The organism is Micrococcus sp. KT16 (assembly GCF_003315015.1).
Classification (GTDB): Bacteria; Actinomycetota; Actinomycetes; order Actinomycetales; family Micrococcaceae; genus Micrococcus; species Micrococcus luteus.
This window is the reverse complement of record NZ_QNRG01000009.1, coordinates 40,063-53,247: the sequence shown is the minus strand read 5'-3', so window position 1 is coordinate 53,247 and position 13,185 is coordinate 40,063. Positions and strand designations below refer to the sequence as shown.

At 74.5% G+C, this 13,185-nt stretch carries 12 protein-coding genes and 1 pseudogene; 10 read left to right on the top strand and 3 right to left on the bottom strand.

Features of this window, described 5'->3' with window-relative positions:
- Positions 1-56: 56 nt before the first annotated feature.
- Together DE149_RS11860 and pcaC are read left to right on the top strand one after the other, a co-directional pair.
- Positions 57-818 (top strand): annotated as a pseudogene (locus tag DE149_RS11860) (alpha/beta fold hydrolase); the annotation flags it as partial.
- A gap of 69 nt (positions 819-887) precedes the next feature.
- Positions 888-1,298, top strand: a complete 411-nt coding sequence (gene pcaC, locus DE149_RS11855) for a 4-carboxymuconolactone decarboxylase (protein ID WP_233490731.1) — start codon at positions 888-890, stop codon at positions 1,296-1,298.
- A 10-nt stretch (positions 1,299-1,308) separates the two neighbouring features.
- On the opposite strand, the gene DE149_RS08400 is transcribed toward pcaC, so the two are convergent.
- Positions 1,309-1,830: an HPP family protein gene (locus DE149_RS08400; protein WP_113914336.1), complete on the bottom strand. Its 522-nt coding sequence runs from the start codon at positions 1,828-1,830 to the stop codon at positions 1,309-1,311.
- 117 nt (positions 1,831-1,947) lie between these two features.
- On the bottom strand, positions 1,948-2,778 hold the full coding sequence (locus DE149_RS08395; RefSeq protein ID WP_113914335.1) for an IclR family transcriptional regulator C-terminal domain-containing protein: 831 nt from the start codon (positions 2,776-2,778) through the stop codon (positions 1,948-1,950).
- A gap of 89 nt (positions 2,779-2,867) precedes the next feature.
- Here DE149_RS08395 and DE149_RS08390 point away from each other — a divergent pair, with 89 nt between their 5' ends.
- From DE149_RS08390 to DE149_RS08365, 6 genes are all read left to right on the top strand, one after another.
- Positions 2,868-4,145 carry a thiolase family protein gene (locus DE149_RS08390; protein WP_113914334.1) on the top strand — a complete coding sequence of 426 codons (1,278 nt, stop codon included), beginning with the start codon at positions 2,868-2,870 and terminating at the stop codon, positions 4,143-4,145.
- A 47-nt stretch (positions 4,146-4,192) separates the two neighbouring features.
- Positions 4,193-4,957, top strand: coding sequence for a 3-oxoacid CoA-transferase subunit A (locus tag DE149_RS08385; protein ID WP_020624469.1), 765 nt, complete (start codon positions 4,193-4,195; stop codon positions 4,955-4,957).
- Positions 4,958-4,965: 8 nt separating this feature from the next.
- Complete coding sequence (locus DE149_RS08380) at positions 4,966-5,631, top strand: 3-oxoacid CoA-transferase subunit B (RefSeq protein ID WP_020624468.1); 666 nt, start codon at positions 4,966-4,968, stop codon at positions 5,629-5,631.
- Positions 5,632-6,067: 436 nt separating this feature from the next.
- Positions 6,068-7,030, top strand: a complete 963-nt coding sequence (locus tag DE149_RS08375; RefSeq protein ID WP_036313578.1) for a hypothetical protein — start codon at positions 6,068-6,070, stop codon at positions 7,028-7,030.
- Positions 7,031-7,095: 65 nt separating this feature from the next.
- Positions 7,096-8,316 carry a hypothetical protein gene (locus tag DE149_RS08370; protein WP_147084471.1) on the top strand — a complete coding sequence of 407 codons (1,221 nt, stop codon included), beginning with the start codon at positions 7,096-7,098 and terminating at the stop codon, positions 8,314-8,316.
- The gene (locus DE149_RS08365) at positions 8,313-8,993 is read left to right on the top strand and encodes an ABC transporter ATP-binding protein (RefSeq protein ID WP_036383612.1); all 681 of its coding nucleotides are present in this window, start codon (positions 8,313-8,315) and stop codon (positions 8,991-8,993) included. Before DE149_RS08370 ends, DE149_RS08365 begins: the two co-directional genes overlap by 4 nt.
- Before the next feature lie 151 nt (positions 8,994-9,144).
- On the opposite strand, the gene DE149_RS08360 is transcribed toward DE149_RS08365, so the two are convergent.
- Entirely contained in the window at positions 9,145-11,208 is a 2,064-nt protein-coding gene (locus DE149_RS08360) for a LysM peptidoglycan-binding domain-containing protein (protein WP_113914332.1), read from the bottom strand.
- 321 nt (positions 11,209-11,529) lie between these two features.
- Between DE149_RS08360 and DE149_RS08355 the strand changes: the two genes are divergently transcribed.
- Both DE149_RS08355 and DE149_RS08350 read left to right on the top strand, forming a co-directional pair.
- A complete protein-coding gene (locus DE149_RS08355; RefSeq protein ID WP_002857882.1) occupies positions 11,530-11,859 on the top strand; it encodes a bifunctional 3-phenylpropionate/cinnamic acid dioxygenase ferredoxin subunit in 330 nt (109 codons plus the stop codon).
- Positions 11,856-13,145: an NAD(P)/FAD-dependent oxidoreductase gene (locus DE149_RS08350; RefSeq protein WP_113914331.1), complete on the top strand. Its 1,290-nt coding sequence runs from the start codon at positions 11,856-11,858 to the stop codon at positions 13,143-13,145. Before DE149_RS08355 ends, DE149_RS08350 begins: the two co-directional genes overlap by 4 nt.
- The last annotated feature ends 40 nt before the right edge of the window (positions 13,146-13,185 follow it).

Here is a 13,185-nt window from a genome sequence, read left to right as displayed (position 1 = left end):
GATCAGCAGAGCCCCGCCCGCCGCGGGGAGCCCGACCCCGACCGGAAGGATGTCGCATGGGCCAGCCCACCGTCACCACCACCCTCCTGCATGCCGCGCCGTCGCCCGCCCGTGTCCTCGTGGTGGGCGCCGGCCTCGGCACCGGCGCGCACGCGCTGTGGTCCCTCGCCGCAGAGCGCATGGGCGAGGACACACTCGTGATCGGCTACGACCTGCCCGGCCACGGCGCCTCCGCCCCCCAGGCCGAGCCGTGCACGATCGCCGAGCTGGCGGACGCCGTCGTCGCCGCCGTGGCCCGCCTGCGGGATGAGGGCTCGATCCCGGCGGAGGTGCCGGTGTTCTTCGCCGGTGTCTCGCTCAACGGCTGTGTGGCGCTGCAGCTGGCCCTCGACCATGCCGACGAGATCGCCGGGGTGGCCGTCATCTGCTCGGCCGCCAGGATCGGCGAGCCGCAGGCCTGGCGGGAGCGTGCCGAGCTGGTCGAGCGGGCCGGCACGCCGACCATGGTGGCCGGTTCGGCCGAGCGCTGGTTCGCCCCGGGGTTCATCGAGCGCCATCCGGAGCGCGCCACGGCCCTGCTGCACACGCTGCAGGAGGCCGACCGGCACTCCTACGCCCGGCTGTGCGAGGCGCTCGGCGACTTCGACGTGCGCGACCGCCTCGCCACGATCACCGTCCCCGTGCTCACCGTGCACGGCGCCCACGACACGGTCACGCCGCCGGCGGCCGGCGAGGAGATCGCCGCGGCGGTCCTCGGCACCACGGTGGTCACGTTCGACGACGCGGCGCACCAGGCCCCCCTCGAGCAGCCGGAGGCCACGGCCGCGGCCCTGCGCGCGTTCCTGGCGGGTGCGGTGAGCGGCGGTCAGGCCCCGATCGGGCACCAGATGCACCGCACGGCGCAGGAGGTCCTCGACGCCGGCATGGCCGTGCGCCGGGAGGTGCTCGGGGACGCCCACGTGGACCGCGCGGAGGCGAAGAAGGACGAGACCACGGAGGACTTCCAGAACCTCATCTCCCGGTACGCCTGGGGCACCATCTGGACGCGGCCCGGCCTGGACCGGCGGATGCGCTCGGCGGTGACCATCACGGCGATGGTCTCGGGCGGGTACTGGGACGAGTGCGCCATGCACCTGCGTGCCGCCCTGCGCAACGGGCTGAGCCGGGAGGAGATCCGGGAGATCCTACTGCAGACCGCGATCTACGCCTCGGTCCCGGCCGCGAACATCGCCTTCGCGCTGGCCCAGCAGGTGTTCGCGGAGGTGGACGAGGACCTGGCGGCCGGCCGGCCGCTCTGAGCCTGACGGCTCACTCCGGCGGCCCGATCACCCGCCACATCAGGCGGCGGTACAGCAGCGCGCACGCGGTGAGGACCAGCGCCCCGGCGAGCACCGGGGTGACCAGGTAGTGCCAGTCCGCATTGCTCAGCATGACCGCCAGCGCGGTGGCGCCCGCGGGGGCGTGGACCACGCGGAGCCCGGCCATGACGGCCATGGCCAGGCCCATGCCGACCGCGAGCGAGTACCAGGCCAGGGGCAGCACGGAGATCACGGCGATCCCGCACGCGGCCGAGACCACATGCCCCACGAGCACGTTGGCGGGGTGGGAGTGCGGGCCGTGCGGCACGAGGAACACGAGCACGCAGGACGAGCCGAAGGCGCCCACCAGCAGCGGCACGGAGGCCAGGTCCTCGCCGAGGCTGAGGGTGGCGATGGTCAGTGCCCCCGCGATCGAGACCGCGAGGACCACGTGCCAGGGCAGACGGGGGGCGAGCGGGCGGCGCCACGGGTCCAGGAACCGCGGGCGACGCAGACCGGGCAGGCGGGTCATGCGCTCGTCTCATCTCCTCGTGACTCGGTCGCGGCCCGGGTCGGGCTCCTCCAGGGTAGGCCGCGGGCGGGGCCCGGGGCCGTCCGGGGGCGGAGGGGGAGGGACTGTGACGGCCGCTCAGCGGCGCAGCGCCATGAGGGCGTCCTCGGCGTCCCGCGCGGCTTCGCGCAGCACCGGCAGGGCGGCGTCGACGGCGGCCCGCGTCTGCTGGGCCGCGCTCGGTCCGGCCGCACCGGGGGAGCGGTGGGGCAGCGCCGTGTTGATCGCGGCCACCACGGCGCCGTCCGGCCCGCGCACCGGCACGGCCACGGAGCTCAGATGGGGGTCCAGCTCGGCCGTGACCACGGCGTGGTCCTGTTCCCGCACCCGCGCCAGCTCGGCGAGCAGCGCGGACACGTCCGTCACGGTCTCCGGCGTCCGCGGGGTCCGCGGCGTGCCCTGGAGCAGACGACGCGCGGCGGTCGGCGGCAGGTCGGCGAGCAGGACCCGGCCCATGGAGGTGAGGAACGCCGGCAGCCGCGTGCCGACGTCGAGGTTCACCCGGATGATCCGCTCGGTGTGCACGCGGGCGATGTAGAGCAGGAAGGCCCCGTCCAGCACCGCGGCGGAGCAGGACTGCTCGAGGGCCTGGGAGGCCCGGGCCAGCACCGGCCGCAGCAGCTCCGCCAGCGACGTGCCCGTCCAGTAGCCGTGGCCGAGCTCGAGCACCCGCGGAGTCAGCCGGAACTCGCGGTCCTCCTGCACCGCGAAGCCCTCGTGGACGAGCGTGTGCAGGACACGGCGCGCCGTGGCGCGCGTGATGCCGGCGGCTTCTGCGGCGGAGGAGACGGTCAGCGCCGGACGGCCCGGGGTGAAGGACCGCAGCACGGCCAGACCGGTGGCCAGGGCGCGCACGGGGGCCTCCGGGCGGGCCGGGACGGGGCCGTCGGCGGGGGGATCGGGGAGCATGCCGCGAGCCTACCGTTCGCTGTGCGCACAAGTGTGCGCTGCACGAACTCTTCTGGTCCGGCGTCCGCGGGCCGTCCTACGGTGGCCGCATGAGCCTCACCGACGCCTATGTGTACGACGCCGTCCGCACCCCCTTCGGCAAGATCGGCGGCGCGCTCGCCGGCTCCCGGCCGGACGACCTCGCCGCCCACGTGCTCCGGACCCTCGTGGACCGTGCCCCCGGCCTGACGGGGCTGCGCCGGGAGAGCGCGCAGGACGTGGCGGACGAGCTGCGCGGCGCCCCGATCGAGGCCGGCACGGGCCGCGCCCGCCCGGACCGGATCGACGAGGTGGTGTTCGGCAACGCGAACGGGGCCGGAGAGGAGAACCGCAACGTGGGCCGCATGGCCGCGCTGCTGGCCGGCCTGCCCGTCACCGTCCCCGCCACCACCGTCAACCGGCTCTGCGGATCCTCCCTGGACGCGGCGATCATGGCCTCGCGTCAGATCGAGGTGGGGGAGGCGGACGTCGTGCTCGTGGGCGGCGTCGAGTCCATGTCCCGTGCCCCGTGGGTGCTGCCCAAGACCACTCGCCCGTTCCCCCTGCACGACCTGGCGGCGGCGAACACCACGCTCGGCTGGCGCCTGATCAACGATGCGATGCCGCCGGAGTGGACCGTCTCGCTCGGCGAGGCCACGGAACTGCTGCGCGAGCGCTTCGGCATCTCCCGCGAGCGCCAGGACGAGTTCGCCGCGCGCTCGCACCGCCTTACCGCGCGGGCGTGGGACGAGGGGCGGTATGACTCCCTCGTGGCCGCCGTGCCCGGCACGGACCTGGAGCGGGACGAGACCGTCCGCCCGGACTCCACCCCCGAGACCCTCGCCGGCCTGCGCACCGTGTTCCGCCGGGAGAACGGCACCGTCACGGCGGGCAACGCCTCGCCCATGAACGACGGCGCCTCGGCCGCCCTCCTGGGCTCGTCGACGGGCGCCGATGTGCTCGGCCTGGAGCCCCTGGCCCGCATCGCCGGCCGCGCCACCGCCGCCAACGAGCCCGACTTCTTCGGCTACGCGCCGGTGGAGGCGGTGAACCGGGCCCTGTCCCGCGCCGGGATCGGCTGGAAGGACGTGGCCGCCGTCGAGCTCAACGAGGCCTTCGCCGCCCAGTCCCTGGCCTGCACGGACGCCTGGGGCGTGGACCCGGAGATCGTGAACGCCTGGGGCGGCGCGATCGCGATCGGCCACCCCCTCGGGGCCTCCGGCACCCGCGTGCTCGGCACGCTGGCCCGCCGCCTCGAGGCCTCCGGTGAGCGGTGGGGCGTGGCCGCGCTGTGCATCGGCGTGGGCCAGGGCATCGCCGTCGTCCTCGAGAACGTGGCCGCGCGCTGACGCGTCCGGCCGAGCACCCACCCGACCCCCTCATCCAAGGAGTCCCCATGCTGGAGTTCGTGGACACGGCCGCGCAGGCCGTCTCCCGCATCACCGACGGCGCCACGGTGCTGATCGGCGGGTTCGGCAACGCCGGCCAGCCGATGGAGCTGATCGACGCGCTGCTCGAGTCCGGGGCCACCGGCCTCACGGTGGTCAACAACAACGCGGGCCAGGCGGACGCGGGCCTGGCGCTGCTGATCAAGGAGCGGCGGGTCGCCAAGATCATCTGCTCGTTCCCGCGCCAGTCCGACTCGTGGCATTTCGACGAGGCCTACCGTGCCGGGGAGATCGAGCTGGAGCTCGTCCCGCAGGGCAACCTGGCCGAGCGCCTGCGCGCCGGCGGCGCCGGCATCGGCGGCTTCTTCACGCCCACCGGCTACGGCACGCAGCTGGCCGAGGGCAAGGAGGTCCGCGAGATCGACGGCACGCACTACGTGCTGGAGGCCCCGATCCGCGGCGATGTCGCGCTCATCAAGGCGTACGCGGCGGACCGCCACGGCAACCTCGTGTACCGCAAGACCGCCCGCAACTTCGGACCCGTCATGGCCGCGGCCGCCGCCACCACGATCGTCCAGGTGGACGAGGTCCGCGAGGAGCCGATCGACCCGGAGCACGTGGTGACCCCCGGCATCTACACGGACACCGTGGTGCGGATCGACACCGAGTCCGGGGAGAAGGAGCGCGCCGAGCGGGCTGCCCTGGCGGAGGGCCGGCCGAAGCCGTGCGCGGCCACGACGACCGCGGCCGAGCCGGCCGCCGAGGGGAAGTGAGGAGAGCGATGAGCATCACCCAGACCGACACCCCGCTGACCCAGGACGAACTGGCCCGTACGATCGCGGCGGACATCGCCCCCGGCTCCTTCGTGAACCTGGGCATCGGCCAGCCCACCACGGTGTCCAACTACCTGGAGGCGGAGAAGAACGTCACCCTGCACACCGAGAACGGCATGCTGGGCTTCGGCCCGCAGGCCGAGGGCGAGCAGATCGATGAAGACCTCATCAACGCCGGCAAGATCCCCGTCACCGAGCTGCCCGGGGCCGCGTACTTCCACCACGCCGACTCGTTCGCCATGATGCGCGGCGGCCACCTGGACGTGTGCGTCCTCGGCGCCTACCAGGTCTCCGCGACCGGCGACCTCGCCAACTGGTCCACGGGCAAGCCCGGGGCGATCCCCGCCGTCGGGGGTGCGATGGACCTGGCGATCGGCGCCAAGGACACCTACGTGATGATGGATCTCTTCACCAAGAAGGGCGATCCGAAGCTGCTGGCCGAGTGCACGTTCCCCCTCACCGGCGTCGGCTGCGTCTCCCGCATCTACGCGGATCGGGGCGTCTTCCTGCTGGACGCCTCCGGGGTCGTGCGGGTCCGCGAGCTGCACGGCATCACGTGGGAGGAGCTGGAGGCGGCGCACCCCGGCGTGCGGTTCGAGAAGCTCGAGGACTGAGCCGCGGCGCCGCAGCCACCGGCCCCACGGGCTCTCGGAGGCCTGCGCCGTCGTCGACTTGTCCTGGGGAGCAACGTCGGTTGACTTATCCCGGGTGCGGCGGCCTACGACCGGTGATAACTCAACCGACGACGTCGGCCCGCAGGCCGCCCCGCGCCGTGAAAGGCCAGCGGCACGCCACGGGCGAGGCCCCCGAGCGCGGCCGGAATGTGCCGAGGAATCTCCTTGACACCCCACCGGGGGGGATGATGATTACCCTACTCACAGGGGTATGAGAGACATCACAGATGGTCAGGGGGATCTTCTGGGTGTCACACAGCAAGGAGGCCATCATGGCCCTGCTCAGGAAGACTGCCGCGTGGGGAGCCGCTGCGGTCGGTGCTGTGGCGCGGGTGCAGTACGGGGCCCTGTCCGAGCCCATCGGTGGGAACTGACCGTGACGGGCAGGGGACTCCGGACGCTCGGGCTGCTCGTCACCCGTGCCGTGCTGCTCGTGGCACTGTGCGGGCTGGCGCTGAGCCTCGTGGGCTCCCTGTCCGTCCACCATCGGCAGTACTTCGGAGCCGCGGAGTGCGGGCCGGCCGTCTGGGATGTCGGCATCGGAGGCGGCGGCGAGGTCTGGTCCGTGGCAGAGGCCGCCACGACCGGGCGGAACCTCACCCTGATGGCGAGCGGGGCGGACCCCGGCGTGCGCCACCTGGCCGGCCCCGCGGCCCCGTGTCTTGCGGGCATCGACGTGCCGACCTTGGAATCTCTGCGGGCAGCGCGAGGGTTTCTGCTGCGCGAGGGCAGCATTCTGGCCGACCGGGCCGCTCGGAGCGGGGAACTGGCCGGTCGGCCGGTGGCCCTCGCCTCCGCGGCGGACTGGCGAGGACTGCCCTCGGACGGGGTGATCCAGCCGACCCCGGCGTTCGACAACGCCGCCGCCTACGTCGGATTCCTCGTGGGCGACCCCGCCGACCTGGACGGATTCCTGCAGAACCTGCGAACCGCCGGCCTGGAAGTCGACGCGGCGCCGGCACCCTCGGCGATGACCGCGTCGCTCGGGACGCCCGTGCTCGGCGTGACCTCGTCGCTGACCGGCCTCACTCTGATGAGCGTCACGGCGTTCTGGGTGCTGACTCTGCGCGCGGGGGATCGTCCCTCTTTGCGGGTGCTGCGCCTGCTCGGGGTCTCCCCGCTCCGGGCCGCCGTGTCTCGGGCTCGCGTGAGCCTGGTGCCGTTCCTCGGCGCTGCGGGGATCTCGGCCGCGCTGTGGCAGGGGATGGTGCTGACTGGCGCGGTCACGGAACCGTCCCCGCTCGTCGCGAGTGGCGTCATCCTGGTCGTGCTGCTGGGCGATGCCGTGCTCGTGTCGGCGACCCATGTGGTCGCCCTCTGGATGCGAGCGCCCCGGTGAACCTCCGGAGTCTCGGTGTGGCCTGGAGCGAGGGGTTGCGCGACACCTTGAGGTTCTGGCCGTTGGTGCTGGTCGCCTTCGTCCACGCGGTCGCCTCGTGCTCGCTCTTGGGACTGTCCTTCCAGCAGGCGAGCGAGGCACAGGAGGTCGATCGGCACCTGCAACGGTGGGAGCAGCTCGGCGCGGCCTCGTTGCGGGGCTTCTACCTCGCGGCGCCAGGGCATCTGGAGGGAGGCGGCGCCGCCCCTGGCGAATCGCAGCAGGAGCCGCCCGAGCCCGACCTCTCTGCCGACTCCAAGGCCGCCTCCGCCGACGACGGTCGGCGCGCCGCCGCGCTGTTGGCCCTCCTGGAGGACCCGCACCGGACGGCGTACACGATGGACCCCTACGGGGACCGGTTCGGCGACGACCTCCCCGGCGCCCTGCTGGTGACCGAGGACTTCTTCGCCGGGTCCGGTCTCGCCGCGGCGATGTCTCCGACGGGTCAGTCCCCGCATCGCGACGCCGACGGCACTGCCGCTCCCTACGCGGTGCTGGGCAGCGACTCCTCGGCGAAGGACCCGTACGCGCTCACGGTCGGGGGCGTCCTGCCGCCGCCGACGCGTGTGCAGTTCCAGGACGCCATGATCCCGGTGACCGGACGACTGGCGCCGGGCGCCACCGCTCTGGATCCGATGATGGGATCGGTTCCGCTGGACGGAGCCGTCCTGGTGGTCGTCCCGCCCTCGGCGCTGGCGAGCCTGTACCCGCCAGACGCGCTGGAGGCCATCCTGCTGCGCACCATCGTCCTGGGCCAGGACGCCGTCCCGGCGCTGGATGCGGCCGGACGAGCCCTCGAAACGGACGCTCTGGTGGTCAACGCTGAGCCCTTGACCCCGCAGTCCTCTGCGCTGCTGCAGTCTCTGAGCGCCAGCTCCCGCACGCTGCTCGTCCTGTTCGGCGCGGCGGTGCTCGGCGCCGTCGTCTCCCTGTTCGGCGTTCTCGGCGTGCTCGCCCGGGCTCTCGCCCCCACCTGGCGGATCGCCGCGATGGTGGGCGCCGCCCGCTGGCAGGCCGCGGTGCGGATCATCGTTCCCGTGCTCTTCGCGTGGGTCCTGCCGGCCGCCGTCGGTCTCACCGCGGGCGCGTCCGCCCTGCCGGGGCCGCCGCCCACCGGTCTGACGTCCACCGCGCTCATCGCCGTCATGGCGATCGGCGCCGTCGCCACCCTGTCCTCCTGGCGCGCACTCGCGGCGACCTTCGGTCGCCGCCCCCGCCGCCACCGGCCGACCAAGGAGACCGCATGAGCCTCCTCGAAGTCCACGACGTGGACAAGACGTTCCTCTCCGGCGGGGAGGCGGTGCCCGTCCTCCGGGGGGCCTCTCTGCTGGTTCCGGCCGGTGAGATGCACGCCGTCACCGGGCCTTCCGGGTCCGGGAAATCCACCCTGCTGCGGATCCTCGCGTGCCTGGACTCCCCGGACTCGGGTCGCGTCCTGCTCGGGGGCGAACCTCTCCCGGAGCCGTGGAGCCGGGGCGGGGACCGGTATCGGAACCAGCGGTGCGGCATCGTCCTGCAGGACTTCGCCCTCATGGAGCACGCCACCGCACTGGAGAACGTGATGCTGCCCCTGCGCTACGGCCCGGACCGGGTCCCGCGTGGGGAGCAGCGACGCCGCGCGGGGGAGGCCCTCGAGCGGGTGGGGTTGGGAATGCGCACGGGTCACCGGGCCCGCACGCTGTCCGGCGGGGAGAAGCAGCGGGTGGCCGTCGCCCGGGCTCTCATCAACGAGCCGCCGCTGGTCCTGGCGGACGAGCCGACGGGTGCGCTGGACCAGGCGAGGACGCGGGACGTCGTCGACCTGCTGCGCGGAGCCGTGGGGCCTGAGCGAGCCGTGGTGGTCGTGACCCATGACCCGAGGGTGGCGGCCGCCTGCGACCGGCGCTGGCACCTCGTGGACGGGGAGCTGGCCCCACAGGACTGAGGCGGCGCGCGCCCTCGTCGACTTCTCGTGGGGAGGAACGTCGGTTGACTTATCCCGGGTGCGGCGGCCTGCGACCGGTGATAACTCAACCGACGACGGCGGCCCGCACCTTCGCGCGCAGGTGCGGGCCGACGTCGTCCCGGCGGGGTGCTCAGGCGGTGCGCAGCACCATGCCCGGGTGGAGCAGGGTCGAGACCGTCATGCCGTTGAGGCGCTGCAGGCGCTCCATGGAGACGCCCGTGCGCTGGGCGATGAGCCACCAGCCGTCGTTCGCCTGGACCACGTAGGTGGCGGGCGAGGGCGCCGGGGCGGAGGCGGTCTGGCCGGTCCGCAGCACCATCCCCGGGTGCAGCACGGTGGTCGCGGTCATGCCGTTGAGGCGCTGGAGGGTCTCCATCGTCACGCCGGTGCGGTGGGCGATGATCCACCAGCCGTCGCCCTCGCGGACCGTGTACGTGCCCGGGGCCGGCGCGGGGGCGGGCGTGGGAGCCGGCGCCGTGGCGGCCGTGATGAGCACCATGCCGGGGTGCAGGACGGTGGACGCCGTCATGCCGTTGAGCCGCTGGAGCTCCGCGGCGCTGACGCCGGTCCGTCGGGCGATGACCCACCAGCCGTCGTTCGGCTGCACCGTGTAGGTGCCGGTGGTGATGGGGGTGGGCTCCGGGGCGGTCGGGTCGGCGACGGTGCGCAGCACCATGCCCGGGTGGAGCACGGTCGACTCGGTCATGCCGTTGAGCTCCTGGAGGGTGGCCGCGGGCACGCCGGTGCGGCGGGCGATGGTCCACCAGCCGTCGTTCGGCTGCACCGTGTACGTGCCGGCGGTCGACGGCTCGGTCGTCGGGGCCGGCGTCGGAGCCGGGGTGGCCGGTGCCGGCGGCTGGCCGGCCGCCGTCGCGATGGCCTCGGCGCGGTCCCGCAGGTCGTCGAAGCGGGCCATCAGGTGCTGCCCCGGGCACGCGGTCGCGGACGTGGCCCGGTGCGGGAAGATCGTGTCCACGGTGACGGGCGTGCCCGCGGCGTACTTCGTGCTGCCGCCCGAGGTCAGGGTGACTCGGCCCCGCGCGTCGATGCCGTCGCGGTACAGGTAGTAGGCGGTGGCGCGGGCCATCGCGTCCACCACCTCCTCGGACGGGGCGACCACGTCGTAGTTGCCCATCGTGGAGATGCCCATCGTGCCCCGGTTGAACCCGCCCGCGTGCGTGCCCAGCGGGTTCGAGTCCAGGGCGCCGCGGCGGCCCTCGTAGATGTTGCCGAAGCGGTCCGTGATCAGGTGGTACGGGAAGTCGCCCCAGCCGAGGGTCTTCGTGTAGTACGCGTAGATGCCGCGCATCTGCTCCACGGCCTGGGCGCGCGTGTAGTCGTTCGTGCCGGCCGTGTGGTGGATGGTCAGCGCGCGCACCTGGTCGAACTGCGGGGAGGACTCGGCCCAGGACTCGTCCGCGCCCCACTGCGCGCGGGTGATCACGTCCGGGAGGATCTTCGCGCGCGCATCCGAGGCCGTGGCCACGGTGTGGGCCTCGGCGGGCTCCGCGCCCCCGACGACGGCGCTCGACTTCACGCCCCGGGGCAGGCCGGCGGTCTCGGCGGCCTGCTCGGCGGTCACGGCCGGGTGCGCGCTCGCGACGGTCTCGTCCGTGGCGGCCGTGCCCGGGTCGATGAGGGACAGCTCGAGGCCGGCCGGGGCCGCGCCGTCGGCGGTGGTCACGCGCAGCTGGGCGCCGTCCGCGCCGAACGCGACGAACGGGTCCGTGCCGGTGCGCGCGGGGGCGGCGTCCTCGGGCAGGACGGGCCGATCCAGGACCTGCCACGGGCCCCAGGCCCCGTCCTGACGCACGCGGATCTCCACGCGCTCGACGGCGTCGTCCGCCGCGGTGTCCCATACGGCGGCGGCCACCGTGAACGGGCGGTCCACCACGGGCTCGCCGAGCACGACGCCGGCCGGGGCCTCCTCGGCCGGGACGAGGTTCTCGCCCTCCTGCGGGACGGTCGCGACGCCGGCGCCCTCGACGGGAGCGGCCGACGCGGGGGTCGCGGCCGTCCCGGCGGTCGTGGCGCGGGCGGCGTCGTCGCGAGGGCGTGCGTCGGGGGCGCCCTCCGTGGTCGCGGACGGCTGCTGCGGGAGCAGGCCGCCGACGAGGACGGAGAGCGCGGCGACCGCGACGGCGGGCGCGAGCGGGCGGGGGGATGCGGCGGAGCGCGGCGGGAGAATCTTCATGCGGATGCCTTCGGAAGGTGGAGTGCCCGAGGAGCGACAAGCGCGGGCCGTGTCGCATCCCCGGGGCGGTGACGTGGTGAGGGCGGGATGAGGGCCGGAGAGCCGTCGTGATCGTAGCGTGATCGACCATTCCCGGGGACCTTTTTCTCGGGCCTGTCGGGTGATTTCACGCCCCCGTGATGTCCGGTTCACCCATTCACAGGTGGGCGCGGTGTGGCACCGGGGCGGAGCACAGCGGAGGGGTGTCGGGTCCGCGCCGGGGGATACGGTGACGGGAGACCACCACGGGCCGCCCGGCCCGGGAACCAGAGGAGGCAGACCATGGCGGAGCCGATCCACATCGGCGCGGCGGCGGACGTCCCGGAGGGCGAGGCGATCGTCGTCCCGGCGGCGACGGCGGGGACGAGGGACGACGTCGCGGTGTTCCACACGGACGCGGGCGAGTTCCACGCGATCGACGACACGTGCACCCACGAGGACGCCTCGCTGGCCGAGGGCTGGCTCGAGGACGACCGCGTGGAGTGCCCGCTGCACGCCGCGCAGTTCTGCCTGCGCACCGGCGAGGCGCTCTGCCTGCCCGCCACCAAGGGCGTCGGCGTGCACCGCGTCGAGGAGCGCGAGGGCCAGCTCTACCTCGTCCCCGGCGCATGAACCACGACGTCGACGCCCCGGCAGGCATGCCCGGCTCGGTCGCGGTGGTGGGCGGCGGCGTCGCGGGCTTCGCCGTGGTCCGCGAGCTGCGGCGCCGCGGCTTCGCGGGCGGGATCGCCCTCGTGGACCCGCAGGGCGTGCCCTATGACCGGCCGCCCCTGAGCAAGGAGTTCCTGACCGGCGACGCGGACGCGCACCGCCTGCTGCTCGCCCCGCCGGCGTGGTTCGCCGAGCACGGGGTGGAGCTGGTGGAGGACGAGGCGGTCCGGGTGGTGCCGGGCGGCGTCCACCCCGACGGCGGCCCCGCGCCCCACCGGGTGGAGACGGCCTCCGGGCGGGTCCTGGACACGGACGCGGTCGTGCTCGCCACGGGCGGGCGACCCCGGGCCCTCGACGTCGCCGGCGCCGACCACCCGGACCTGATCACCCTGCGCACCCGCGCCGACGCCGAGACCCTGCGCGACCGCCTGACGTTCGGGACCGAGGTGGCGGTCGTGGGCGGCGGTTTCACGGGGGCGGAGGTCGCGGCCGCGGCGCGCCGCTCGCTCGCCGCGGTGACGCTCGTGACCGGGACGGACGCCCCGGCTCGCGCGGCGGTCGGGCCAGCGCTGGCCGCCCGCCTGCACCGGATGCACGCCGAGCACGGGGTCGCGGTCGAGGTCGGGCGGGCGGCCTGGATCGAGCACCGGGACGCCGACGGCGGCGCCGCACTGCCGGCCGCCCACCGGCTCCACCTCCACGACGGGCGGACCGTGGACGCCGACGTCGTGGTGTTGGCTGGCGGCACCGTGCCGGACACCGCCCTCGCCGCGGACGCCGGTCTGGAGGTGGCCGACGGCGTGCTCACGGACGCGATGGGCCGCACGACCGTGCCCGGGATCCTGGCCGTGGGCGACGCCGCGCGCGCCCGGGAGTCCGCGTGGGCGCCGTCGCGGCACTGGGAGCCGGCGCTGCGTTCCGGTGCGGCCGCCGCGGCGGCGATCCTGGGGGAGCAGGCGGACGCCCCGGGCGCCCCGTGGTTCTGGTCCGACCGGTACGACGCCCACGTGGAGGCCGTGGGGGACATGACGGTGCCGGCCGGCGGGCGGATCGTGGACCGCGAGGTGCGCGGCGTCGTGGTGGCGAGCTTCGCCCTGGCCGCGGACGGGACCCTGCGCGGGGCCGCGTCGATCGACGACCCCATGACCGTCAAGGCCGCCCGGCGCATCATCGACCGGGGGATCGTGGTGGACGCCGCCGCGCTCGCGGACCCGGCCGTGCCGGTCAAGTCGCTGGCGCGGGGGTGAGAGCGCCCGTTTCGTCAACGAAAGTGCCCTGGAGGGCGTC